At 66.5% G+C, this 23944-nt stretch carries 24 protein-coding genes and 3 tRNA genes; 10 read left to right on the plus strand and 17 right to left on the minus strand.

The genetic code is table 11. The features are described 5' to 3' along the window. Positions 1–28: 28 nt before the first annotated feature. Positions 29–2641, plus strand: coding sequence for a MobF family relaxase (gene mobF / locus ACE37B_RS03815; RefSeq protein WP_409921952.1), 2613 nt, complete (start codon positions 29–31; stop codon positions 2639–2641). A 54-nt stretch (positions 2642–2695) separates the two neighbouring features. Here the strand turns inward: mobF and ACE37B_RS03820 are convergent, their stop codons facing one another. The 8 genes from ACE37B_RS03820 to ACE37B_RS03855 all read right to left on the minus strand — a co-directional run bounded on the left by ACE37B_RS03820 (position 2696) and on the right by ACE37B_RS03855 (position 9876). After that, on the minus strand, positions 2696–4456 hold the full coding sequence (locus tag ACE37B_RS03820; RefSeq protein WP_409921953.1) for a hypothetical protein: 1761 nt from the start codon (positions 4454–4456) through the stop codon (positions 2696–2698). A gap of 173 nt (positions 4457–4629) precedes the next feature. Further along, on the minus strand, positions 4630–5757 hold the full coding sequence (locus tag ACE37B_RS03825; protein ID WP_409921954.1) for a tyrosine-type recombinase/integrase: 1128 nt from the start codon (positions 5755–5757) through the stop codon (positions 4630–4632). A 98-nt stretch (positions 5758–5855) separates the two neighbouring features. Further along, positions 5856–5933, minus strand: a tRNA-Pro gene (locus tag ACE37B_RS03830). A gap of 45 nt (positions 5934–5978) precedes the next feature. Further along, entirely contained in the window at positions 5979–6407 is a 429-nt protein-coding gene (locus tag ACE37B_RS03835; RefSeq protein ID WP_409921955.1) for a response regulator transcription factor, read from the minus strand. Between the two features lie 201 nt (positions 6408–6608). Continuing rightward, the gene (locus ACE37B_RS03840; protein WP_409921956.1) at positions 6609–7841 is read right to left on the minus strand and encodes a sensor histidine kinase; all 1233 of its coding nucleotides are present in this window, start codon (positions 7839–7841) and stop codon (positions 6609–6611) included. Then, complete coding sequence (locus ACE37B_RS03845) at positions 7826–8491, minus strand: response regulator (protein ID WP_409921957.1); 666 nt, start codon at positions 8489–8491, stop codon at positions 7826–7828. Before ACE37B_RS03845 ends, ACE37B_RS03840 begins: the two co-directional genes overlap by 16 nt. 156 nt (positions 8492–8647) lie before the next feature. Next, positions 8648–9127: a hypothetical protein gene (locus ACE37B_RS03850; RefSeq protein ID WP_409921958.1), complete on the minus strand. Its 480-nt coding sequence runs from the start codon at positions 9125–9127 to the stop codon at positions 8648–8650. After that, the gene (locus tag ACE37B_RS03855; protein ID WP_409921959.1) at positions 9124–9876 is read right to left on the minus strand and encodes a DUF2786 domain-containing protein; all 753 of its coding nucleotides are present in this window, start codon (positions 9874–9876) and stop codon (positions 9124–9126) included. The genes ACE37B_RS03850 and ACE37B_RS03855 overlap by 4 nt, the downstream gene beginning before the upstream one ends. A 32-nt stretch (positions 9877–9908) precedes the next feature. On the opposite strand from ACE37B_RS03855, the gene ACE37B_RS03860 reads away from it, so the two are divergent. The 5 genes from ACE37B_RS03860 (at position 9909) to ACE37B_RS03880 (ending at position 12626) form a co-directional block, all read left to right on the plus strand. Beyond that, positions 9909–10550: a TetR/AcrR family transcriptional regulator gene (locus ACE37B_RS03860; protein ID WP_409921960.1), complete on the plus strand. Its 642-nt coding sequence runs from the start codon at positions 9909–9911 to the stop codon at positions 10548–10550. Between the two features lie 44 nt (positions 10551–10594). Continuing rightward, positions 10595–10669 (plus strand) — tRNA-Gly (locus ACE37B_RS03865). A gap of 91 nt (positions 10670–10760) precedes the next feature. Then, positions 10761–11144 carry a hypothetical protein gene (locus ACE37B_RS03870; RefSeq protein ID WP_409921961.1) on the plus strand — a complete coding sequence of 128 codons (384 nt, stop codon included), beginning with the start codon at positions 10761–10763 and terminating at the stop codon, positions 11142–11144. A 406-nt stretch (positions 11145–11550) separates the two neighbouring features. After that, the gene (locus ACE37B_RS03875; RefSeq protein ID WP_409921962.1) at positions 11551–12090 is read left to right on the plus strand and encodes a helix-turn-helix domain-containing protein; all 540 of its coding nucleotides are present in this window, start codon (positions 11551–11553) and stop codon (positions 12088–12090) included. Further along, complete coding sequence (locus ACE37B_RS03880) at positions 12087–12626, plus strand: DUF6036 family nucleotidyltransferase (protein WP_409921963.1); 540 nt, start codon at positions 12087–12089, stop codon at positions 12624–12626. The genes ACE37B_RS03875 and ACE37B_RS03880 overlap by 4 nt, the downstream gene beginning before the upstream one ends. Before the next feature lie 42 nt (positions 12627–12668). Here the strand turns inward: ACE37B_RS03880 and ACE37B_RS03885 are convergent, their stop codons facing one another. The 6 genes from ACE37B_RS03885 to nadD all read right to left on the minus strand — a co-directional run bounded on the left by ACE37B_RS03885 (position 12669) and on the right by nadD (position 16771). After that, entirely contained in the window at positions 12669–13559 is an 891-nt protein-coding gene (locus tag ACE37B_RS03885; RefSeq protein ID WP_409921964.1) for an IS3 family transposase, read from the minus strand. Positions 13560–13633: 74 nt separating this feature from the next. After that, entirely contained in the window at positions 13634–13852 is a 219-nt protein-coding gene (locus ACE37B_RS03890; RefSeq protein ID WP_409921965.1) for a transposase, read from the minus strand. 152 nt (positions 13853–14004) lie between these two features. Then, positions 14005–14077 (minus strand) — tRNA-Ala (locus ACE37B_RS03895). Positions 14078–14164: 87 nt separating this feature from the next. Then, positions 14165–14575 (minus strand): ribosome silencing factor, encoded by a 411-nt coding sequence (gene rsfS, locus ACE37B_RS03900; protein ID WP_409921966.1) that lies wholly within the window; start codon positions 14573–14575, stop codon positions 14165–14167. After that, entirely contained in the window at positions 14568–15989 is a 1422-nt protein-coding gene (locus ACE37B_RS03905) for a hypothetical protein (protein ID WP_409921967.1), read from the minus strand. The genes rsfS and ACE37B_RS03905 overlap by 8 nt, the downstream gene beginning before the upstream one ends. Before the next feature lie 26 nt (positions 15990–16015). Next, positions 16016–16771, minus strand: coding sequence for a nicotinate-nucleotide adenylyltransferase (gene nadD / locus ACE37B_RS03910; protein ID WP_409921968.1), 756 nt, complete (start codon positions 16769–16771; stop codon positions 16016–16018). 284 nt (positions 16772–17055) lie between these two features. On the opposite strand from nadD, the gene ACE37B_RS03915 reads away from it, so the two are divergent. From ACE37B_RS03915 to ACE37B_RS03930, 4 genes are all read left to right on the plus strand, one after another. After that, the gene (locus tag ACE37B_RS03915) at positions 17056–17883 is read left to right on the plus strand and encodes an RNA polymerase sigma factor RpoD/SigA (protein WP_409921969.1); all 828 of its coding nucleotides are present in this window, start codon (positions 17056–17058) and stop codon (positions 17881–17883) included. A 169-nt stretch (positions 17884–18052) separates the two neighbouring features. Next, positions 18053–19408 carry a class II 3-deoxy-7-phosphoheptulonate synthase gene (locus ACE37B_RS03920; protein WP_409921970.1) on the plus strand — a complete coding sequence of 452 codons (1356 nt, stop codon included), beginning with the start codon at positions 18053–18055 and terminating at the stop codon, positions 19406–19408. A 125-nt stretch (positions 19409–19533) separates the two neighbouring features. Then, positions 19534–20379, plus strand: coding sequence for a serine hydrolase domain-containing protein (locus tag ACE37B_RS03925; RefSeq protein WP_409921971.1), 846 nt, complete (start codon positions 19534–19536; stop codon positions 20377–20379). Then, complete coding sequence (locus tag ACE37B_RS03930) at positions 20379–20834, plus strand: hypothetical protein (protein WP_409921972.1); 456 nt, start codon at positions 20379–20381, stop codon at positions 20832–20834. Before ACE37B_RS03925 ends, ACE37B_RS03930 begins: the two co-directional genes overlap by 1 nt. A gap of 70 nt (positions 20835–20904) precedes the next feature. Here the strand turns inward: ACE37B_RS03930 and ACE37B_RS03935 are convergent, their stop codons facing one another. The 3 genes from ACE37B_RS03935 to ACE37B_RS03945 all read right to left on the minus strand — a co-directional run bounded on the left by ACE37B_RS03935 (position 20905) and on the right by ACE37B_RS03945 (position 23899). After that, the gene (locus ACE37B_RS03935) at positions 20905–22107 is read right to left on the minus strand and encodes an acetyl-CoA C-acetyltransferase (protein WP_409921973.1); all 1203 of its coding nucleotides are present in this window, start codon (positions 22105–22107) and stop codon (positions 20905–20907) included. Between the two features lie 131 nt (positions 22108–22238). Then, a complete protein-coding gene (locus ACE37B_RS03940) occupies positions 22239–23030 on the minus strand; it encodes a GGDEF domain-containing protein (protein ID WP_409921974.1) in 792 nt (263 codons plus the stop codon). Positions 23031–23182: 152 nt separating this feature from the next. Next, positions 23183–23899, minus strand: a complete 717-nt coding sequence (locus tag ACE37B_RS03945) for a PIG-L deacetylase family protein (RefSeq protein WP_409921975.1) — start codon at positions 23897–23899, stop codon at positions 23183–23185. Between the last annotated feature and the right edge of the window lie 45 nt (positions 23900–23944).

Here is a 23944-nt window from a genome sequence, read left to right on the forward strand (position 1 = left end):
AGGTGCCCGCCGGCGGTCGGGAGGCGACATGATGCGCGTCCGCACCCTCTTCGCCCGCAGCGCACGAGCCGCCGCCGAGTACTACGGCAACTACCTCGCCAAGGACGCCCACGAGATCCCCGGCCGGTGGACCGGCCGCCAGGCACCCGACCTCGACCTCATCGGCGACGTCTCCGTCGACGACCTGTCCGACGTACTCGCCGGCCTCGACCCACGCACCGGCCAACCGCTCGGTCGCCCACTTCTCGATCGCATCACGACGAACGGCAAGACCATCCCGGCCGTCGGCGGCTTCGACGCCACGTTCTCCGCACCCAAGTCGCTGTCGATCTGGTGGGGCCTCACCGGCGACGAACGACTCGCCGAGTGCCACGACATCGCGGTCCGTGCCGCTGCGTCCGCCATCGAGCACTACGGCTCGACCACCCGCAACCGATCCAACGGCCGCCGCATGCACGTCGACACCAACGGCCTCACCATGGCCGTCTTCCGACAGTCGACCAGCCGCGCCGACGACCCCCAGCTGCACTCCCACGTCATCATCTCCTCCAAGGTCCAGACACCCGACGGCCGCTGGTACGCGCTCGACGCCCGGGTCCTCAAGAAGCACCAACGCACCTTCGGCGGCCTCTACCAGTCGGTTCTCCGGGCGGAGCTGACGAAGCGTTTTGGCATCGCCTTCGACGACATCGACAATGGCCTCGCCGAGATCTCGGGCGTCCCCGCCGAACTGATCGCCCAGTTCTCCAAGCGTGCCGCCGACATCGACATCGAGATGGACCAACGCATCGGCGCGTTCATCGACGAGATCGGACGGGAGCCGACCCGTTTCGAGCGAGCCGCCATCGAGCGCGAGGTCTCCCGAGACACACGGGCACCCAAGACCGGCCGCTCCCCCGCCGAGCTACGCAACCGCTGGATCGCCGAGGCGGCAGCACTGGGCGTCGACGTCCGCTCACTCACAGCATCGATCGCGGCAGCCGCCCGCAACGCACCGACACCTCATCCCGTGAGCGTCGAGTCGGTCCTCGCCGAACTCGCCGAGCGCCGCTCCGTCTGGCACCGCCTCGACGTCCTCCGCACCCTCTGCGACCTCACCCCGCCCCAACCCGGACACGACGGAGCGAGCTGGGCCGCCGCCCTCGAGCAAGCGGTCGACACCGTCCTCGCCGACTGCATCGACCTCGACCCAGCTGACCACGCAACCCACCGCCGAGCATCCGACGGCCGATCGATCTGGACCGAGCCCATCGCTGTGCAAGCGACGAGCGAGCACGTCCTCGCCCAGGAGGAGCGCATCCTCACCTGGGCGATGGGCACCCAGCTCGACGACCCGTCCCCCGCCGTCGATCTCGACTCGCTCGGACTCGACGAGACTCAACTCGAAGCAGCGTCAGCCGTCGCCGGGGAAGATCAACTCGTGGTTGTCGTCGGGCCGGCCGGCGCTGGCAAGACCCGAATGCTCGACACCGCCGTGTTCGACCTCCAGCGTCGCGGTCGACCTGTCCTCGGCGTCGCCCCGACCACCCGAGGTGCTGAAGTCCTCCACTTGGAAGCCAACCTCGAAGCCGACACCGTCGCCAAGCTGATCCACGACCTCGACCATCCGGGTCCCGAATCGATCGCCGCCGGACTCCCGACCGGCACCACCCTCATCGTCGATGAAGCCGGGATGCTCAACACCGCCGACCTCCACCGCCTCGTCGACCACGTCGAGCGACACCAGTGGCGCCTCGTCCTCGTCGGCGATCCCCACCAGCTCGCGCCCGTCGGCCGAGGCGGCATGTTCACCGAACTGTGCAACAACGTCCGCACCGTCGAACTCGACCAGCTCCACCGCTTCACCGAGCCGTGGGAAGCCAACGCCTCACTCGCCCTCCGCCGAGGCGACACGAAGTCACTCAACGTGTACGAGGCCTTCGACCGGATCCGACCCGGGCGCCTCGACCAACACCTCGACACGATCGCCGACCTCTGGCTCGACTGCGACCGGCGAGCCGAAACGCTCGCCATCACGACCTCCCGCAACGACGACGTCGCCACTATCAACGCACGCATCCAAGCGACGCGGGCGAGCGCAGGCCAGCTCGACCCAAACACCATCAACCCGATCGGCGACGAGTGGGCGATGGTCGGCGACATCGTCGCCACCCGACACAACGACCGCCGCCTCCGCACATCCCGAGGCGACCACGTCCGCAATCGGGAACGCTGGACCGTCACGGCCACGCATCCGGGAGGCGAGCTCACCGTGTCCCGACTCGAAGGACACGGATCGACAACGCTCCCGGCGGCGTACGTGGCGGAGCACGTCGAACTCGCCTACGCCACCAGCGAGTACGGCGCTCAGGGCATCACAGCAGACCGCAGCCTCACCCTCGCCACTCCCGCCACCACCTGCCGAGGCCTCTACGTCGGCATGACTCGTGGTCGAGCCGAGAACCTCGCCCTCGTCGTTACCGATGAGCCAACCCTCGACGCCGCACGAGACGCACTCGACTTCACGCTCGCCAGCGACCGCGCCGACGTTCCAGCGATCCGACATCGCCAGGAAGCGAGGCAGGGCCGAGCCACCGAACTGCTGACACCGAACGCATCGCTGCGACTCTCGACCGGCCCAGAACTCTCGATCAGCTTCTAACCAGAGCGAGCGACGTCAGTGGGACGAGCGCTGGCCCTGCGAGCATCTCGGTCGTCAATCAGAATCCTCGCTCCCACGGACGAAGCGGAATCCTTCACCGGGCAGCCTGTGCGCCGCGACAAAGGGTGGAGTCGGCAGGCGCGTAATCGGCGGCGGTTTGAAGACCCGTCTCCAGATCCTCCGAACCAACGACGTAGCGAACACGAGCGTCAGCGAGATGAGCAGCAGAGCTGGCACGGCGACCAGCACGACTGCGCCCCAATCCTCGAATGGAGTGTTCCCAACATTTGGCATCCAGCTCGACTCGACCTCCGGCTGAAGAAGGCTCCCTACGGAGCCGAGCACGGCAACAAGGACTGTGAGGAGCACCACGAGCCCTTGCGTGCGCGCCGACGACCTCTCGATTCGTTCCGACTCGCGACCGGCGGCCAACTCCTGCGATATCTGGTGCTGGGCGAGCACGGCGTCTCGGCGCGCTTCAAACCCGTGTTGGCTCAGCAGCGCCTCCTCGACCTCGGATAGCTCTCCGACGCGCAGCAGTCGATCTCCGCTCACTTCCGGATAGCTGGCCAGCAGCCGCGTCGCCGCATCATTGAGATCGCGAGTCGTGTGGGCCGACGCCAACCTCGCGCCGAAGGACTCGATCATCCGGAGCCGTAGCAGTGCAAGGTCTACCGCCAACCCGAGAGCGAACTCGGGGTACATCCAGTCCTGGCCATCTGGCTGTCGGCCGCCTGCAAAGAGATCGGCTCTGAATCGATCGGTGCTCAGACTGACGACGCACGACGACGACAGGTAGACGGTCGCCGCAGAGTGATGGAACGGCCCGGCGACAAGACGATCCGAGATCCGCGCTCGGCTGGTCGTTAGGGAGTCCGTGTTGTAGTGCATCGCCAGCGACGTGCCAACGGCCCCATGCTCGGCGTCAGCCAGACCACGAACGCTGAGAAGAGGCGTCATCAGATACTCGCCTAGGTGCTCGGCAAGCGGTTGGCCCGTCGCCGCGTAGACAACCGCCTCCCGGTAGACGCTGAAGACATCGCCAAGCGAGACCCGTTCATCGGGATGATCGAATTCGATCTGCGAGCGCCCGTCTCCTTCGATGACTTCGCCCTCGCCGGGTCGGCCACCGAGTGCTGCCGCATACAGATCAACCAGTTCGAGGTCCATAGTCGTCGCAACTAGATCGGGAACCGTGCACCCGGCGCGCCCGTTCAGCACGTCGACTGATGCACGATCGGCGTCGAGAAGCAATGCGAAGACCATGACCGCCTCTCCCGACCGATGAATGAGCAGGCTCACGTCCAGGACGTCTGCTTCCGACGCCGCGTGATGTGTGATCGCGACTGGAGGCAACGAGAGCCTCATCCACGGCTCGCTGACCGCGAAGTTCGGACGTAGCAGCTCGTCGTCAATCACCGATGCGAGCCCCTCCAAGTAGGCAAGCTCCCCGAACTGAATTCGGAGGCCGTCCGCCATCTCCCGAATCGAGCGACGATCATCATCCTCGCTGGCACCTTGCGCCTCGGGCTGCTCGGCGGTTCGGGTCCGAACCGACCGCACCAAGGCCAGCGCTGCGCGAGGGTGACGGAGCCCGAAACGCAGGAGCTTCCCGAAAGTGGGGTTCGCTAGTCGCTCCAACGAGGCATCAAGGCTCTCGAGTTTCTCGACCGCTGCAGCGACGGACGGTCCCACGAGAACCTCACCGCTTCCATCCACCGCGACAACGGCAACTCTCTTCCCCAACAAACGTCGTGCAAGTTCCTCCGGATGCAGCGCCGATCCAATCGTGAACGAGAATCGGTAGAAGATCACCGACTCACCAACCGACGCTTCAGCGAGCTGCGCAAAGTCGCCAGTCGATCCTCGCTCCTCCTGCTCCGGAGACGGGAGGTCGGCTGACGCTGACGAGCCCTTGGCCACACGGGCAAACAAGTCGGCCAATCGCCGAACCACGTTCGGGCTGCGATTCGCACCGCCCATCGCTTTCACCCTCGCCGTCCGATCCGCTCGACGACCGCAAGCTGACTCGTCGGCAACGCGTGCGCGTAGGTGTTCATGAGCATCTCGGGGCTGTGGCCGAGGATGTCGGCGATGGCTCGTAGCTCGCCGAGGTCCTTCGACTGTTGCACCATGTGCGTCGCTGCAGTGTGGCGCAGGCCGTGCGAGGTCAACCTCGGCAGCTCGGCTCGCTGGACGAACCGTTCGAGCGCCCGGTCGTACGACCGCGGCAACACGAGCCCGCCCTGGCGAGTGGCGATGATCAGATCGTTGTCCTCCCACTCTGATCCTGCTGCCAGCCGCTCGGCAGCCTGCTCAGCACGGCGACGGGCGAGCACTCGCAATGTCTCGTCGTCGAGCGGGATCGTGCGGCGCGACCGTTCGTTCTTCGCGTTGCTCCACGACGCACCGAAGCGGACGGCGACGAGGCTCTCGTCGATCCGGAGCGTCTCGGCCTCGTCGTCAAAGTCGTCCCACTTCAACGCCAGCAGCTCACTCCGGCGAAGCCCGTAGAGCACATTCAGCCGGAAGGCGATCGCCCACCGATACCACGACGTCGCCTCGAGGAACGCCTCGACCTCGTCGACGGTCCACGTCTCGGCCTCCTTCTCCCGCTTCGGCTTCGCCACGGTGCGAGGAAGACCGACGCGAGCCGCCGGGCTCCGAGGGATCAAGCCTTCATCGACGGCTTCGCTCAACGCCGCCCGGAGCACAGTCCGACAGATCTGCACCGACCGCCTCGACAGCTTGCCGCCGTTCGCCAGCCCCTCGATCCAGCCGGCGACGTCGTCGCGGTCGAGCATCGAGAGTTGAATCGCGCCGAGGCCCGCCTCGATGTGCGGGATCGCCCAGGCGTACTGCTCCTGCGCCTTCGGCGTGATGTCGGTCCGGCCCGCGACGTAGCGGCGCACGAGCCAGCTCACCGTGCCCTTCGTGACCGCCACGTCGTCGGCGCGCATCTCACGAGCGGCGGCGTTCGCCGATCGCTGGGATTGGTACGTGCCGAGCTGTTTCGGCTTGTGCTTGCCGGTGACGGTGTCGATCCCGTCGACGCGCACGACCCACTTGCCGCGCTGCTTGCGGACCGTCGGTTGACCCGTTGCCTTCCACGCCATCGGCGCTCCCATCGATACTCAGCCGCCCCCGGACTGATACATCGATGATACAACGGCCTGTCAAGCCGATCGCCGAGCTGGAAAACACCAGCTCAACGTGGTCGGGGTGGGGAGATTCGAACTCCCGGCCTCCTGCTCCCAAAGCAGGCGCGCTAACCAAGCTGCGCTACACCCCGTTGGTGGAGCGTTGAACCTACCGGACGACGGAGCGACCGAGACGGCTAGGCGCCGAGGAGCTGACGGATTCGTTCCGGACCGAGTTCCTCCTTGGCCACGAACTCATCGGCGCCGCCGATCAGCGCGTCGCTCGGCAAGTCGCCGCGATCGTCCGACGACACGAGCACCATGCGCATCGTCGGCACCAACGCGTGCAATCGCCTGGCCAACTCGATCCCATCGATCCCCGGCAGGTTCAGATCGAGCAGTGCGATGTCGGGCAACCCGGTCAGCACGGCGTCGGAGCGACCGACCGCCACGCCGCCGGTGAATCCGGCGGCCGCAGCAGCCGCCTCGCCGAACGCGGCGAGTGCGTCCTCCCCACTGGCGAAGGTGGCCCATACGTCGCCGCCCACATCCTCGATCAGTGCACGAATCAGCGCCACGATCGAGGGGTCGTCATCGACCACGAGCACGCTGAGCGGAGCGATCATCACCGACCACCACTCGACAGCAACGCCACCAGCACGAGCCACGTCAACGCCACCGGCACCCGCACAGACGGCACCGGCCGTCGGATGCGGTCGAGCAGGGCACTCCCGTCCATCGTTCCATCATCGGCGCCACAGCCAACGCGGGCGATGACGGTCACCGGTGTCCGCTCGGGGATGCGGACCTGTGCGTCCAGGGGGTGCCTACACCCCCGACGTCTCGAGCGGGATCGAGGCGCTCACGACCACGCCGGCACCGGGCTCGGTCTCGATCCGCAGGGCAGCGTCGACGGCAGCGACCCGGTCCGCCATGTTCCGCAACCCTCTCCCCTCGCCGACCACCTCGGGATCGAAACCCAGCCCGTCGTCGCTGATCTGTAGCTCCAGGCGATCGTCGGACTCGACCAACTCGATCGTCACGGTCGCGTCGGGGCCTGCGTGCTTGGTCGTGTTCTGGATCGCCTCGAGGCAACAGAAGTACACCGCCGTCTCGATCGCTTCCTCGTGGCGACCGACGCCACGGGCCCGAACGGTCACCGTCAGCGCAGCTCGCCGCGCTGCGGCCGACAACGCCTCGGACAACCCTCGGCGCTCCAACAACGGCGGGTACAGCCCGTGAGCCAGGTCGCGAAGCTCATCGATCGCCGCCTTCACCTCGGCGATCAATTCGTTCGCGTCGTCGGCCAATTCCGGTCGCTTCGACGCGAGGATGCGCAGCCGGATCGAGAGCGCCGTGAGCCGCTGCTGAGCTCCGTCGTGAAGGTCGCGCTCGAGTCGTCGGCGCTCCGCATCAGCGACGCCGACCAGGCGAGAACGCGACGACCGCAGCGCGGCGTTCGAGTCGACCAGGCGAGCGATGCCTTCCGCGTGACGGGCATGGGTGTCGAGCAGCACACCAGCAGCCGGGATCGTGAAGACACCGACGCCGACGATCACGACGACGTTGCGAAGCCACGACGGCAACTGATCCTCGATCGGGCTCTCGACGAGCACGGCGAGCGCCGTCATCGCCGTGAGCGCGAGCGCGGAGCCGGCGATGAAGCGCCGGATCTCGTGGTGGTCGAGCAGCGGTGCCACGCCGAGCATCGGGACAAGCAGCATGAAGATCAGGATCGGAAGCGCGAACGGGACGAGTGGCGCGAGCAGGAGTCCGAGGATCCAGAGGGCCACGGTGAGCATCACACCGGTGGCGACGAAGTTGTCGGCGTCGAGCTTCGCGAGCCGCACCTGGATGAACACGATGTCAGCCGCGAGCGCGCCGAGGAACAGCAGCGTCCACCACGAGTCGACGATCGTGAGGGCGAGGACGACCCCGAGCACGAACACCACCAACGCATAGATCTGATTGGATCGGAACTGGATCCTCAGCCGACGAATCCACGCGACCTCGTCACCCTCGACGGTCGCTGGCCCGAAGAACGTCAATGAGCGAGCCACGTCAGCACCGCCCGCACCCGTTTGTGGGCCCCGTCGGCCTCGGAGAGGTCGAGCTTCGAGAAGATCGAGTTGATGTGCTTGGCCACGGCTCGCTCGCTGAGCACGAGCCGCTCAGCGATGGCTGCGTTGTTGTGGCCTTCGGCGATCAGGCTCATCACGTCGCGTTCACGGGGTGTCAGTCGGCGAACCGCAGATGCCGCTGGCGATTGCGAACCGAGCAGCACCGACACGATCTCGGGGTCGACGACCGAGCCACCGGAGCTGACCGCTCGCAACGCTCGCGCGAGTTCTTCACCGTCGCCGACGCGCTCTTTGAGCAGGTAGCCGACGTACTCCGAACCGCCGTTGAACAGTTGCAGCACATAGTTGGCTTCCGCGTATTGGCTGAGCACGAGCACGCCCGTCTCGGGATGCCGCGCCCGAATCTGCATGGCGGCCTGGATCCCCTCGTCGGACATCGACGGCGGCATGCACACGTCGGTGAGCACGACGTCGGGTCGATGCTGATCGACCGAGTCGAGGAGGCTGGGCAGATCGTCGCACTCAGCGACCACCTCGATGTCGTCCAGGAGACCGAGCAGCGACACGACGCCCTGGCGGACCAGGATCGAGTCGTCGGCCACCACGACTCGAATTCCGCCACCACTCACCGAGTCGACAGTAGTGGCCTCCAACGGAGCGCGGCGACCTCGCCCTGATCGGTACACGGATCGGCATCGGCCATGACCGACCGCGAACAGCTGTGTCGCCACACATGGTCGGCGCGGCACCGACGCAGAGCCAGCGCGGGTTGGTGAGGTCGAGGTTCAGAGCGCGAAAGGTCGACCCGAAGCCGGCTCGGGCCATCGGCGCCAGCCGAGCGAGAGCCCGGCCGCCTGGTACGCATCGGTCAATTGGACGACGTGGAGGTCGGCGCGTCGGGCCCCGATGACGGTGTTGGTGAACTCGTCGACGACGTCGAGCATCGCTCGGCGATACGTCGGCCCGTGGCCAGCGCCGATACCGGCGAGCGCGTGGGCGAGTTCGTGCGCGGCGGTCGCCCAGGTCGCTTGGGGCGCGGCGATCCGGATCTCGACGATCTCGCCGGCCGCTCGAGCGCACGACGATGCAGCATCGGCTCGCATGGCGATCGCTCGCACCTTCGGCCCTGGCCACCACTCCCCCGCCGCGAACGCATCGATCGTCCCGATGATCTCGGCGACCTCGCGAACGCGTTCGAGATCGGTGCCGTCGAACGCGGCCGTCTCTGCGGCGTACACCTCGGCGCGCCCGCGGTCGATGCTCATGTCGGCCCCGATCCGAGTGCCGGTCGGCCGCCAAGACGGGTCCGGCCGACATCCGCGCGTTCGGCTGCCGAGACGCCGCTGGCGAACCCGTCGGGCTGCACGCTGCGCGGGGCACCGGCGGCTCGAACACGACCCCACGACGAGCGAACGAACTCGTCGACTTTCTCCGCTCGCTCCTGCAACGCCAACGCGTTGGCTGCGACGTGCTCGGCAGAACCCGCAGACGCTTCGACCGAGGATCGAGCCTCTGCCAGCAGATCACCGAGGCGGGTGGCGAAGCCGAACAGGAACGATCGGCGGAACCGCTGCGTCGCTGCACCCGTCGATCGCTTGATCATCGCCATCTGGCCGCTCGCTTGTTGATGCAGCGAGGTGTACATCACCTCGACGACGTCGAGATCGCGACGATGGCCGGCGGCATACGCGACGGTGCCGCCCGGCAGCGCCCGGAAGACCACTCGGACATCGTGCGCCGCGGCGACCGCCATGAGCAAGGCGAGCCTGCCGCGTACGTAAGCGCCGCGACCGATGTTGAGTTCGACGATGCCGAGGTCGTCACGCGCGCCTGCGTCGGCGAGCTGCTCAGGCTGGATCCGATAGTGAGCGACGAGTTCGGCGGCCTTACGAGCGAACGCTTCGGACTCGTGTTCGTTGTCAGTGCGCTCCGCTTTGTCGAGGAGTTTGCGGACGCGAGCGACGAGCGACTCGGCGGGCTCGACGGCGGGACGATCAGATTGCGAAGAGTTCATGACGTTCGTGAGATCGGGGCTACCTTGCGAGTATGGGAGCGGTTGAGCCGATTCGTGACGAAGCTGCAGAGGTAGCCGACGACGACGTCGACGAGGTCGACGGTCGCTCCAAACGCCGGATCAGAAACCGTGAGGCTGTCATCCAGGCGCTCATCGATCTGGTCGGAGAGGGGCACCTCGTCCCGACCGTGTCGGAGATCGCGAAGCGCGCTGGTGTGTCGGACCGCTCACTGTTCCGCTACTTCGTCGACTTGCGCGATCTGGCGCACGCTGCCATCACACGAGAAATCACTGAGGCACTGCCCCTCACCAGGATCCATCAGATCGGACGTGGTGACCTCGCCGTTCGCATCGACCGGATCATTCACACCCGACTCCGCACCTACGAGCGCACCCACATGCTCGGCCGCATCGCGCAGATGCACTCGGTTCGGATCCCCGAAGTCGGCGAAGCACTCGACGCCGTGCTCGTCGGCAACCGCCAGCAAATCGAGATCCACTTCGCTCCCGAGCTCGGGGCACTGCCGACCGAGGAAGCCGAGCGCGTCGTACTGGCGGTGCTGGTCACGATGAGCAACGAGAGCTACGACCTGCTGAGCCGCCAGATCGGCCTCGACCCCGAAGCGGTCGAGGAGACCTGGCGTCACGCACTGCTCGCACTGCTCGCCTCCTGACCCGGGTCGGGTTTTCGCCGAACCAGATACACTCCGGCGCTCTAGCGGACGTAGTTCAACGGCTAGAACCTCAGCCTTCCAAGCTGATGATGCGGGTTCGATTCCCGTCGTCCGCTCCAAGAAAACCCCAGTTCAGGATTGCTTTCCTGGCCGGGCGAGCGGAACGCCGATGGGCCCCGCGGGCCGGAGCGCCTAGACATACCTGCCGAGTTGGCACCGAGCACGGACAGCCTTCCGCGGCCCGAGCCGGTTCCTTCGGCAGCATCCGCCAGCTGCCGCTACCAAGAGCGCTACCGGCACGTCGGCAAACAGATCCCGGCCGACACGACGTTCGCCAACAAGACCGACGCGAGACGCTGGCTCGCCACGACCAAGGCCGACATGCTCCGCGGCGTCGGGATCGACCCGAACGCTGGCAAGATCCCGTTCGGCGAGTACGCGACCCGGTGGGTCGCGGAGCGGCCGGTGCGTCCGCGGACGCGCGAGATCTACGAGTGCCAGCTCCGCCACATCTTCGCCGTGTTCGCCGACGTACACCTGTGCGACGTCCACCCTGTCGACGTGCGGACGTGGCATGGCCACCTGGTCCGATGACGCCGTCGGCGCCGAGATATCGCGCGCCCATCGCAAGCATCACCGACTCGCCAGATCGGTCAAGCGACGGCGACACCCTGTGTGTGCGGCAGCATCCCGCCCGGGCGCGCTTCCGAACGCGTGCAGCGCCTGTGCTGCCCATGTGCAGGAGTGCTCGAGGACGGTCGGTGTTCGGAATCTCCGATCAGGCGACGAAGGAAGCATCAACACCACGTTGATGACCAAGAGGAAGAGGACTCAGGACCCATCGTGATCGGATGTTCTCGCCGCGAGAGACAGGATTCCGCCTGAGTTCAGCCCGATCACCTGGATCGGTACGACTGCGACGCCCTCAAGCGCCATACCCAAGAAACACAACCAAACGACGACTATTGTGTTTCTTGTGTTTACGGCGTAGCCTATCGACATGCGTGGCGTCGCGAGTGACCCCAATCTCCAACCCCGGGGAGACGAACTGCTCACCACCGGTGAGGCAGCAAAGATCCTGAACTGCACGCGCCAGCACGTCGTCGACCTGTGCGACCGGGGTGACCTTCCCTACACCACCGTGGGCACGCATCGCCGCATCTCGCGCGAGAACGTCGAAGCCCTCAAGACGAGAACCGACCGGCTGAGTCGCGACGAACGTCGCAGCCTCTGGCTTGCCTACGTCGTCGCCGGCCGGATCGCCACCGAGCCCGAACGCATGATCGGTGACGCGCTCCGTCACCTCGACAAGATGCGTCCCAATGCTCGAGGACAGGCCAAGAGGTGGCTCGACGAGTGGACGCGCCTCTTGAACGGCCCTGTCGATCGAATCCTTGCGGCGCTCACCGATCGCTCACTGCGTGGGCGGGAGCTCAGGCAGAACTCTCCGTTCGCCGGCGCACTCACCGAGGAGCAGCGCCGGACAGCTCTGGAGGCCTGGCGATCGCACGACGTCGGCAATCCGCGGGGCCGCCGATGAATCGTGAGCAACTCGCACATGTCGTTCGAGCTGCCGCGATAGTCACCGGCGACGGTGACATCGTCATCATCGGGAGCCAATCGATCCTCGGGGCAGCAGATGTCGGACGCTTGCCGGAGGAGGCCACGATGTCGATGGAGGCTGACGTCGCGTTCCGCAACGACATCGATGCAAGCAAGGCCGATGCCGTCGACGGGGCGATCGGAGAGCTTTCACAGTTCCACGAGACGTACGGCTACTACGCGCAGGGCGTCGAGATCAGCACGGCGGTGCTCCCGGCTGGCTGGGAGGACCGAGCCGAGATCCTCGACAGGTCGGATTCCCGACCCGGGTACGCTCGCTGCCTGGAACCGCACGATCTCGTCGTGTCGAAGCTCGTCGCCGGGCGAGAGAAGGACATCACGTTCGCAGCCGCCCTCATCGAGCACGGCTTCGTGCTTTCCGCGACCCTGCACGAACGAGCCGAGCTGCTGGGCCAGCCGAACGCTGTGATCCGACGGGTACGCGACCTCATCCACCGCTGCACACCTGGGTGAGCAACCCAGGGATGAAGTTGCACCGGTTTCTTGGACACGGGGTTATGGCAGATTCGGCTGGCCGTGGTCGTGGCGCCACTTGTCAGCATATTCGGATGGGGTGAGGTGGCCGAGGCTGCTCTGGTGTCGTTGCCGGTTGTAGAAGACCTCGATGAACTCGAAAAGGTAGGCGTGCGCTTCGGCTCGGCTGGGGAACCAGATCGTCCCGCGGATCCAGGTGATCTCAACCTTCAGCCGGGCCCAGAATGTTTCCATCGCGGCGTTGTCGTACGCGTCGCCGGTGGACCCGAACGACAGGGACATGTCGTGGTTGCCGGCAGCGAACGCGAAATCCAACGACGTGTAGATCGATCCCTTGTCCGCATGGTGGATCACCTCGACCGGGTTGCCCGTGCGGGCCAACGCCATCTCGAGCGCAGCGACAACGAGGTTGGTGTCCTGACGCCCGGAGGTGTCCCAGCCAACGATGCCCCGGTGGAACAGATCGCGGATCCCAGCGAGGTAGAGCTTGCCCTCGCCGGTCTTGAACTCCGTCACGTCCGCGACCCACCGCTGGTTCGGAGCCGACGCAGCGAAGTTCCGGTGCAACAGATCAGGTGGCCCGCCCAGGTCCGGTCGACCACGCCGCCACTTGCGCGGCGAATGCGCCCCGACCAGGTTGTTCGCGCGCATCAGCCGAGCGACACGGGATCGGGCGACCCGGTGACCTCGACGACGCAACTGCCCGTAGACGCGCGGCGCTCCGTAGCTGCCGCGGGACCGTTCGTAGATCTCTCGGATCGTCACGAGGAGTTCGGCATCGGCGATGTCGCGTGCCGATGGTGTATGGGTGAGCCCCGCGTCGAACGACGACCGAGGCACCTCGACGAGGTCACACATCCGCTTGACGTCGAAGTCGCCGAGGTGGTCGTGGACGAAGCGGAAGCGGATCACCGCATCGTCTCGCGGGCGAAATACGCAGCCGCCCGACGAAGGATCTCTTTGTCCGTTTGCAGCTCGATCACCTGCTAACGCAACCGGGCCAACTCGTCGCGCTCGGACTCCGACAACGCCGCCGGGTCACCCGCTCGGCTGTCGGCATCGCGTGCGGCGCGCACCCAGTTCCACAGGGTGCCCTCTGCGATGTTCAACGACCGGGCGACCTCCGCGATCGGCCGGCCAGATGTTCTGGCGAGTTCGATCGCGTCCTTGCGGAACTGATCGGGGTACTTGTTCGGACGACCCATCTGGGCCTCCTTCCTACACGGTCTCCCGCGTAATCAGGTGTCCAAGAAACCGCGTCAACATCAGTCCGGTGAGGGTCCCCGTTGAGGTCCCCGAGGGCCGCCGAACCCGAAAACAACAAAAGCCCCAGGTGCTCTGACCTGGGGCTTCTTCGTGGAGCTAAGGAGAATCGAACTCCTGACCTCTTCCATGCCATGGAAGCGCTCTACCAACTGAGCTATAGCCCCCCGGTTGAAGGAGCGCTGTACGTTACCGCCGGCGGCCGAGCGATGACAACGATTCCGGCGAGCGAAATTCTCGTTGCCGAGCGAGAGTCAGCGCTGCCAGGCGATGCGGGGCACGTCGCCGTACAACCGCTCGATCTCGTAGAACTCGCGCATCTCGTCGACGAACACGTGCACGACCACGTCGCCGTAGTCGATGAGCGTCCACTGCTGTTCTCGCAGGCCTTCGACGCGTGCTGGCGAACGGCCGAGTTGCTCCTTTGCCGCACGCTCGATCTCGTCGGCCACGTTGCGTACGAGTCGCCCGTTGCTCGCGCTCGCTATCACGAAGTACCCGGTGATCGACAGCACGGCCCCGACGTCGAGCACCAAGATGTCGGTCGCCTTGCGGTCATCGGCCGTACGCGCTGCGAGCACCGCCAACGCCTCGCCGGAATCATCTGGGGACGCGGCGGCGTCGACCGAATCGGATGCGCTCGAGGCGCCGCTGTCGTCATTCATCTGCGGGCACGGTATCGCTGCCGTCATCGCTACCGGTCGACTCGTCGCCGCCCGTGATCGCATCGCTGCCGGCATCGCTGCCGATATCCGGGTCAACATCGCTGTCGACATCTGGGGCGTCGCCGGAGATGTCGAAGTCGGCGCCGTCGGTCGGATCGACGTCGACCGAGTCCGCCGCCGACGCCTCCTCTTGGGCTCGGAGTTCGGCTCGATGGTCGAGGAAGTCGGTGCCGAGCACGGCGACCACGTCGACGCCCTCAACCAGCCGCGTGGCGACGACCACCTCGACCTCCCCGAACAGGATCGGGCCGGCCTCTTCGACCACTCGAACCAGCGATTCGTCACGGACCTCGAGACGCGTCACCTCACCGACGCCCTCGACCGCTGGCGCCGACCGCACCGACACGACGTTGCCGCGCGCGAACTGGATCTCGCCGATCAACTCTCGCAACAACCCGACCGTCGACGACCCCTCCCCGACCGTCGCCACCTGCTCGTCGTTGAATCGAGCCACGATCTGGAACGTCGACGACTCGTTCGGCGTCGACACGAGGGCGGGCGAGATCTCGGCGAAGACGAGGATCGCATCGGTCCGGTCGAGGAGCACGAAGTCGGCACCGTCGTCGTTGTCGGTGCCGCGAGCGGTCGAACGGTCGATCGCAAGGTCACGGGCGCCGATAGTCCCGGTGAAGAGCCGGTCGAGCAGTTCGTCAGGTGTCGTCGGCGCGACGGGGCGGCCGAACTCGTCGAGGGACACGTCGACATCGCGCGACGACGATCCGGCGAACGCGATCGCCGACCAGAGTGCGACGTCGACAGCATGCTGGTCGTAGCTCGTTCCGTCGATGTCGATCGCGGTCAGCGCGGCGACCACCTGGTCCGCTGTCAACGAGCGCTCCCCTGCGGCGGCGACGAATCCGGTTCCGTCGCTGTCGGCGTCGACGACGCGCTGGGGCAGATCGACGCGCAGCGGGGAGATCCGATCGACGAACTCCGCAGCACCGTCCGGGCCGATCACCAGTGCGCGTTCGACGGTCAGACCGAGCATCGATTCCAGCGCCAACTGCAACGCTGCTGCGTCCTCGGGCGCGTCGGGCGAGAACGGCCTACTACTCAGTGGTTCCCGTTGGCGACCGAGCCCGAGCGTGGTGTCGACATTGACCGGCATGGTGACGATGCTGCCCCCGACACCACTCGGGTCGAGCGTCACGATGGCGAGCGACGTGAGGCGGTCGAGATCGTCGACGATCGCCACGCCGAGGTTGGGCGTCGAGGGGAACGCTTCGACCACTCGCTCGTCCCCAGCCACCGCTCGGCCCGCCTCCGAGGTCCGCAGCGTCGAAATGCCCACGACGACTGCGACCGCGGCCGCGAACATGAACGCCACCGCAGCGATCGCCCCGAGCTGCGTCACGCGACGTCGACGACTCGGGTTCGCGGTCACGCGGAACCACCGCCGACACGCACATCGACACCGACCGTTTCACCGGCGCGATCGCGCACATCTTGTCCACGCGCCACGCCGTACAGCCCACGCTCCGCGATCACGCGGAGCACCGGGTTGGTGACGAGATAGTCGAGTGGCCGACCGTCGGTGAATCGACGCCGAAGATCCGTACTCGATACCTCGAGGCGCGGCACCTCCACACGGATCCAGTCGACGTCGTCGGGCAGTTCCACCGGCTCACCCGGACGATCGACGACGACGAGGCGTGACTGCGCAACGACTTCCTCGTATCGCTCCCACGTGTGGAGCCCCGCGGCCGCATCGTCGCCGATGATCGTGAAGAACTCCGCCTCGGGATACTCGTCACGCAAGACCCGCAACGTGTCTGCCGTGTAGCTGTTGCCACCGAGCTCGATCTCGTGACGCCCGGGCTGCAGACGGTCGACCGTCGACACTGCCGCAGCGACGAGCGCGTAGCGATCTTCGGCCGGAGTGATCTCACGGATCCCCTCCTTCTGCCAGGCCACGTTGTTCACCATCAGCACGACGACGTCGAGCTGGAGCTCGTGGGCGACGTTGACGGCGGTGACGAGGTGTCCGACATGCGGCGGATCGAAGGTGCCCCCGAACAAACCGACTCGCACCGGGCCCGGGTGGCGGGCGAGACTCGCCGCAGATCCGAGAGCCGTTTCGTGACGCTCTGCGGCGGAGTCGCCACGTCGGGTGAGCTCCCCATCGGAATCCGGCACGATCTACCAGCGTACGTTTGAAATCACGAAAAGGAACGCAAACGACCGGAATGGGACTTGACAGACCTGTTACTGTGAAACGTCCCCCAAATCACCCCCAACGTTCCGGTTTCAAGCAATCTTGAGAGGGAAACCTCTCACGTGCAGCGCCTGTTGTTCCGATCACCTGTTTCGAGCGTCGCTGCTCGCCCCGGGTCCACGATCCAGCCAGACGATGCCGTTGTGCCACAAGGCACAGTGCTCATCCGGAATCTCGCACACAACGAACGGTTGTTAGAAGCATCATGAACGACTCCATTGGTCTGTACCTCAACGACATCGGCAAGGTCCCGCTCCTCACCGCCGAAGACGAACGCGAACTGTCGCGCGTCATCGAGGCCGGCCGCGAAGCCCGCGAACAGCTCGAAGCTGGCAAGAAGGGCGTGGCGCTCAAGCGCCAGGTTCGTGAAGCCGCCAAGGCCAAGGATCGGTTCATCCGATCCAACCTGCGCCTCGTGGTGAGCATCGCTCGTCGCTACCCCCTGCCCCAGGGCATGGATCTGCTCGACTTGATCCAGGAAGGCAACCTCGGCCTCGAGCATGCCGTCGACAAGTTCGACTGGCGCCGTGGCTTCAAGTTCTCCACCTACGCCACGTTCTGGATCCGCCAGGCCATCGGCCGGGCCCTCGACCAGAAGGCCAGCCTCATCCGCATCCCGGGTGATCGTTCGGCCAGCCTGCGCGCTGCGCTGCGTCAGGCATCCGGCGACGGCGAGACCCTCGACCAGCAGAACGCCGAACTGCACCGCCTCACCACCCCGGTGAGCCTCGACAAGACCGTCGGCGACGACGGAGATGCCACCCTCGGCGACCTGATGGCCAACGGCGACACCACGCCCGAAGACGCGGTCATGGCACTCGTCGAGAGCGATCTGCTCGACGAACTCCTCGACACGCTCGACGCTCGCGCACGCTTCGCCGTCGAGGCCCGTTTCGGCCTCGTCGACGGTGAGCGCAAGAGCTTCCGCGAAGTCGGCGAACAGCTCGGCGTCACCGCCGAGGCCGCCCGTCGTCTGGTCAGCCGGGCCGTCGCCGGTCTGCGCGACGACGCCGAGCGCATCCTCGCCGTCTGAGTCGACGCCGCAAGGCGTCGCTCGACGACGCAATTACGCCTCGAAGCGCCCGAGCCGACAAGCTCGGGCGCTTCGCTCGTTTTCGAGGCTGCCAACACCTGTCGTTCGCTCGACCCGTTCGCTCGCCTCGTTCGCTCGCCTCGGCAAGGTGCCCGGATAGCCTGGCCCGATGTCATCGCGTGAACAGTGGTCGCCGAGTTCGTGGCAGGAGCGTCGTGCCGGGCAGCAGCCACATTGGCCGGACCCCGGCGCACTCGATCAGTCATTGAAGACGATCGCGTCGATGCCACCGCTGATCTTCGCAGAGGAATGCCGCTCCCTGCAGAGCCACCTCGGCCAAGTCGCCGCCGGCAACGCCTTCCTCCTGCAGGCCGGCGACTGCGCGGAGAGCTTCGAGGAGTTCTCCGCCGACAACATCCGGGAGAAGCTGCGGGTCATCTTGCAGATGGCGATCATCCTCACCTACTCCGTCGGCGTCCCGACGGTGAAGGTCGGACGCATGGCCGGGCAGTTCGCGAAGCCGCGCTCGTCCGACTTCGAGAAGGTCGGTGACCTCGAGATCCCGTCGTTCCGAGGCCACATCGTCAACGACCCGACCACCACCGAAGCCGCTCGAATGCCGAACCCCGAACGCCTCGTCCAGGCCTACCACCAGTCGGCGTCGACACTCAACCTGCTGCGAGCGTTCACCAAGGGTGGCTTCGCTGATCTGTCACGCGTGCACTCGTGGACCCAGGAGTTCGTCGCCGCCAGCCCACAGGGCAAACGCTACGAGAAGCTCGCATCGGAGATCGAGCGGGCACTGTCGTTCATGCGTGCCTGCGGTATCGAGACCGAACAGAACGCCGTCCTCTCCGAAGTGGATGTCTTCACGTCGCACGAAGCGCTGCTGCTCGGCTACGAAGAAGCGCTCACCCGACGCGACTCGCTCACGGGCGGCTGGTACGACTGCTCGGCACACATGCTGTGGATCGGTGAACGCACCCGCGAGCTCGACGGCGCGCACGTCGAGTTCCTGCGCGGCGTCGGTAACCCGATCGGCTGCAAGGTCGGGCCGACCACCACCGCCGACTATCTGATCGAGCTGTGCGAAGTGCTCAACCCGTCGCGTATCCCCGGCCGCTTGACCCTCATCACACGGATGGGTGCAGATCACATCGAAGACGGCCTGCGCCCGCTGCTTCGTGCCGTCACCGACTCCGGGCACCCGGTCGTGTGGGCGTGCGACCCCATGCACGGCAACACGTTCACGGCGCCGAGCGGACGCAAGACGCGTCACTTCGACGACGTCCTCCGCGAAATCGGCGGGTTCGTGCGGGCGCACCGCGCCGAGGGCACCTGGCCCGGCGGCATCCACGTCGAGCTCACCGGCGACGACGTCACCGAGTGCTTGGGCGGCGCCGAGGAATTGGACGACACCCAACTCGACGACCGCTACGAGACGGTCTGCGATCCACGCCTCAACGGGCGTCAGAGCGTCGACCTGGCCTTCCGGGTCGCCGAACTCCTCCGCGAGTTCACCTGATCGACGCGGCAACCACTCCGACGAACTCCTCCGACGAACCGCACCTCCGACGAACCGCACCTCCGACGAACCACTCCGACAAACCGCACCGTAGTGACCAGCGCCGTACCGATGACGTCCGCATCATGACCGACCGAGCCCTCGAGCTCACGGCGACTTGGCCGGTTCCCACCGTGGCCGCTGCTGTGGTTCGACGCGGCGAGGTGCTCGACAGCATCGGACCCAGCGATCACCGATTCCGGCTCGCCTCGATCAGCAAGCCGATCACGACGTGGGCCGTACTGATCGCCGTCGAAGAAGGCATCGTGACGCTTGATGATCCGGTCGGGCCCGACGACGGCAGCGGCCGCACCCTACGACACTTGCTCGCGCACGCGGGAGGATACGGCTTCGACTCCCCCCGCCCGATCGTGCGACCCGAACGCAAGCGGATCTACTCCAACACGGGCATCGAGATCGCCGCCGACCACGTCGCCTCAGCAGCCGGGATGGACATCGCGACCTACCTTCGACTGGGAGTGTTCGAACCGCTCGAGATGCCGAACAGCGAGCTGCGCGGATCGGCGGCGCACGGCGTCTGGTCGACCGTCGCGGACCTCGTACGCTTCGTCGGCGAGGTCAGCACGCCGACGTTGATCACCGCGGCGAGTGCTGCCGACGTCCGACGGCTGCACTACCCCGGTCTCGGAGGTATCGTTCCGGGCGTGGGTCGTTTCGACAACTGCCCGTGGGGCCTGGGGTTCGAAATTCGTGGGAGCAAGGCTCCGCACTGGACAGGATCAGCAAACTCCACGGACACCTTCGGTCACTTCGGCGGGAGCGGCACGCTCATGTGGATCGACCCGCAGGCCGACGACCTCGCACTCGTCGCCCTCACCGACCGCTCGTTCGACCAATGGTCGGTGGAGGCGCTGCAACGATGGCCGGAGATCTCCGACGCCGCGCTCGCAGAGTTCGCAGGAGCGCGATGATGGCGTCGTTCAGCCCCGGCGATCGCATCCGCTACGAAACGATCGACGACGACGGGTTCCCGCTCGTCCGCTACGGATTCGTTGGCGGCGACCCGGGCGACGACGGCCCAGTGGTCGTGCTCCTCGACGGCGAACTCGGCGGTGACTTCGTCGAACGCAACAAGCTGGTGCCCGTGCACATCGGCACCGTGGTGCTGACCCTCGACGGCAAGGACCTGCTCGACGATCCGTCGCTGCGCCAGGGCCTCGTACACCTGTGGCAGGCCGAGGCCGAAGACGCCGGGCTGCGCATCGCGGCGCTGCATCCGATCGGCACGGGCGTGCGCGACTCCAGCGAGGGCTACCTGCTCGCCGAACTCAACACCTGCGACCAGCAGTACGTGCTGCGTGCCGCGCAGTGCCCGATGGGCAACGACGCCGTCGTCGTCGGCGCGAGCCTACCCAACCGGTTCTGACCGGCCCTGCCCTCGCCGCCGCACACCGGTCGATCTCGACCCGCGAGCGCAGCTCAGCCGAGACGTCAGCTCAGCCGAGCCGCTCGATGATCATGGCCATGCCCTGGCCGCCGCCGACGCACATCGTCTCGAGGCCGATCGTCTTGTCCTGATCCTGGAGGTTGTTGATCAGCGTCGTCATGATGCGCGCGCCGGTCATGCCGAACGGGTGGCCGAGCGCGATCGCTCCGCCGTTGACGTTGACCTTGTCGAGTTCGAAACCGAGGTGCTTGGCCGACGGGATGACCTGAGCGGCGAACGCCTCGTTGATCTCGACGAGGTCGATGTCGTCGGCGCTCATGCCGGCGCGAGCCATCGCCTGACGGCTCGCTTCGATCGGACCGAGACCCATGATCTCGGGGTTCAACCCGGTGACGCCCGACGACACGATCCGCGCCAACGGGGTCAGCCCGAGCGCCGCTGCCTTCGTGTCGCTCATCACCATGACGGCGGCGGCGCCGTCGTTGAGCGGACACGCGTTGCCCGCCGTGATCTCACCGTCGGGTCGGAACACCGGCTTGAGCCCGGCGAGACCCTCGGCGGTGGTCCCGTCGCGTGGGCCGTCATCGGTCGACACGATGCGTCCGTCGGGCAACGTGACCGGCGTGATCTCGTTCTCGAAGTGGCCCCGGGCAACCGCTGCAACCGCCCGCTGCTGGCTCATGGCGCCGAACTCGTCCATCTCTCGGCGCGTGACACCTTCGATCTCGCGGACGTTCTCGGCAGTCTGGCCCATCGCGATGTAGAAGTCGGGCAGCCCCTCCGGCGGGGTCCACGTCGGCTGTCCGCCCTGGCTCCGCAGCGCGGTGCGTTCCCCAGGTCCGGCGAAGATCGGGTTCGGCGCAGTGTCGGACGCTCCTGCGCCATATCGGCTGACCGCTTCGACTCCCGCAGCGATGAAGCAGTCGCCCTCCCCCGCCTTGATCGCGTGGGCCGCCATGCGGATGGTCTGCAGGCTCGACGAGCAGTAGCGATTGACCGTGACGCCGGGAACGTCGTCGAGACCGGCGAGCGCTGCGACCATGCGACCGATGTTGAAACCGGCTTCACCAGCGGGCTGCCCGCAGCCCATGATCAGGTCCTCGACATCGGCAGCCGACACCTGCGGCACCTTCTCCATGAGCGCACGGACGATCTGTGCGGCCATGTCATCTGGGCGCAGATCGACCAGCGAGCCCTTCATGGCACGTCCGATCGGGCTGCGGGCGGTGGCGACGATCACTGCTTCGGTCATGCCTCACAGCGTAGTTACCGACTGGTAACCCGCCAACGCGACCGAACAGCCTCGGCGATCACGCGATCGATGTGATGCCCCTGCTCGAAGCCCAGCCGCGACCAGGCCTGGAGCGCGGGCTGGCCGGTCGGTCAGGCGTCGCCGGAGCGTTGGGTGGGCAGCGTCGGGTTCAGCGCGTCGAGGGGCGCTGCCACGGGCGGAGCGAACGGGGTCGCAGCCGGTGGGGCGAAGGCCGAGTCGAGCTCACTCCCGACAGCGATGTCGGCGGTGCGTACCACGCCACCAGGAGCCGGCATCTCAGTGTGATCGACACCGGGCGCCGGAGCAGCAGGCATGGACGGCGGGGGCGGTGCCGTCGGCGTCGGCGTCGGCGACACGACCGCGGCTCCCTGCGCGTCCGCTACCGGGCCGGCATCGATGCCGGCACTCAAGAGCCGAGGCTGGCCGGTCCGCACCGCCTCGTCGAGTGCGCTGAGCGCGCGATCGACGGCGTCAGCCACGCCGGTGGCCGGACCGGAGGACACGCCAACCGAGACCGTCACGCCACGCTCCGACAGCAGCGGCATCTTGGCGACGTTGGCGCGGATGCGATCGGCGACCGCTACCGCATCATCATCGGACGTGGACGGCAAGAGCACGCAGAACGTCGACGCTTCGTGCCGATACACGACGTCGGTCGTCCGGACCGTTGCCATGATCACCCACGCGACACGCTCGAGGACCTGATCTCCGGAGGCCGCGCCCTTCTTGCCGTTGTAGGACGCGAACCGATCGACATCGATCATCAAGGTCGCGGTCGAGTTCTCGCTCGTATCGATGCCGGCGGCGATGTCGGCGTCGAGTTGACGACGGTTGAAGGCCCCGGTCACCCGGTCGACGATGACCTCATCGCTCTTCTTCCCACGCCGAAAACTGAAGCTCATGTGAGCCCATCGGCACGGCCTGACTCCAGCTTGAGAAATTCGTGCAACACCCAGGGTCAGACCCCAGGTGTTGATCACCCAGGGTCAGACCCCAGGTGTTGATCACCCAGGGTCAGACCCCAGGTGTTGGTCACCCTGCATGATGGGCCGCGTCAGCGGGTGTCGACGACGCGGAAGGATTCGGCGCTGGTTCCCTCGGGGAAGCCGTGTTCAGCCGCAACCGACTGCCACCACGAGCGCATTCGTTCCTCGAGGGCGGCCGGATCGCGATGCTGGCTCTCGTGACACATCAACGCCCGGATCTTGCGTTCGAGGTTCTCGGTGATGTCGACGCCCTCGTCGCCACTCGTCCCGAACGGAATCCACACCTCGTCGACCGCCCAGTCATCGAGTTCGGCGCACGCCGTACCGGGAAACGCGAACGGATTACGAGCGTCTGGATACACCGCGCACATCGTCGCCTCGCCGGTCGCGAGATGATCGGGATGCGAGCCGTAGGTCGAATCGAGATTGCGCAGCGGGTTCTGCGTAATCACCACCTGCGGGCGAACCTGACGGATCACTCGGCTGATGTCGTGGCGCAGCGCCATGTCGACGACGACCGTGCCGTCCATGTGTCCGAGGAAGACCAACTCGGACACGCCCACCTCGGCGGCCGCTCGAGTCTGCTCGCCACGCCGAATCGTCGTCATTTCGTGGCGCAGGATCGTGTGATCGAATCCACCAGCTTGGCCATCGGTCACCAGGCAGTAGACGACCTCGACGCCGGCGTCGGTGAGGTTCGCCACCGTGCCCGCCGCGCCGAAGTCGACATCGTCGGGATGCGCCATCACGACCAGCGCTCGTTCGATCTCGGTGGGTTGCAACATCGCCGCCACCGTATCGACAGTCGCGAGATTCAACGGCCTGCGATC

The sequence above is a fragment of the Ilumatobacter sp. genome (assembly GCF_046290335.1).
GTDB lineage: Bacteria > Actinomycetota > Acidimicrobiia > Acidimicrobiales > Ilumatobacteraceae > Ilumatobacter_A.

Coding starts and splice junctions, on each gene's coding strand:
- mobF (WP_409921952.1), top strand. CDS start 29: ATGATGCGCGTCCGCACCCTCTTCGCCCGCAGCGCACGAGCCGCCGCC.
- ACE37B_RS03825 (WP_409921954.1), bottom strand. CDS start 5,757: ATGGCGTGGAAGGCAACGGGTCAACCGACGGTCCGCAAGCAGCGCGGC.
- ACE37B_RS03835 (WP_409921955.1), bottom strand. CDS start 6,407: ATGATCGCTCCGCTCAGCGTGCTCGTGGTCGATGACGACCCCTCGATC.
- ACE37B_RS03850 (WP_409921958.1), bottom strand. CDS start 9,127: ATGAGCATCGACCGCGGGCGCGCCGAGGTGTACGCCGCAGAGACGGCC.
- ACE37B_RS03855 (WP_409921959.1), bottom strand. CDS start 9,876: ATGAACTCTTCGCAATCTGATCGTCCCGCCGTCGAGCCCGCCGAGTCG.
- ACE37B_RS03860 (WP_409921960.1), top strand. CDS start 9,909: ATGGGAGCGGTTGAGCCGATTCGTGACGAAGCTGCAGAGGTAGCCGAC.
- ACE37B_RS03875 (WP_409921962.1), top strand. CDS start 11,551: ATGCGTGGCGTCGCGAGTGACCCCAATCTCCAACCCCGGGGAGACGAA.
- ACE37B_RS03880 (WP_409921963.1), top strand. CDS start 12,087: ATGAATCGTGAGCAACTCGCACATGTCGTTCGAGCTGCCGCGATAGTC.
- ACE37B_RS03890 (WP_409921965.1), bottom strand. CDS start 13,852: ATGGGTCGTCCGAACAAGTACCCCGATCAGTTCCGCAAGGACGCGATC.
- rsfS (WP_409921966.1), bottom strand. CDS start 14,575: ATGAATGACGACAGCGGCGCCTCGAGCGCATCCGATTCGGTCGACGCC.
- ACE37B_RS03915 (WP_409921969.1), top strand. CDS start 17,056: ATGAACGACTCCATTGGTCTGTACCTCAACGACATCGGCAAGGTCCCG.
- ACE37B_RS03920 (WP_409921970.1), top strand. CDS start 18,053: ATGTCATCGCGTGAACAGTGGTCGCCGAGTTCGTGGCAGGAGCGTCGT.
- ACE37B_RS03925 (WP_409921971.1), top strand. CDS start 19,534: ATGACCGACCGAGCCCTCGAGCTCACGGCGACTTGGCCGGTTCCCACC.
- ACE37B_RS03930 (WP_409921972.1), top strand. CDS start 20,379: ATGGCGTCGTTCAGCCCCGGCGATCGCATCCGCTACGAAACGATCGAC.
- ACE37B_RS03935 (WP_409921973.1), bottom strand. CDS start 22,107: ATGACCGAAGCAGTGATCGTCGCCACCGCCCGCAGCCCGATCGGACGT.
- ACE37B_RS03940 (WP_409921974.1), bottom strand. CDS start 23,030: ATGAGCTTCAGTTTTCGGCGTGGGAAGAAGAGCGATGAGGTCATCGTC.
- ACE37B_RS03945 (WP_409921975.1), bottom strand. CDS start 23,899: ATGTTGCAACCCACCGAGATCGAACGAGCGCTGGTCGTGATGGCGCAT.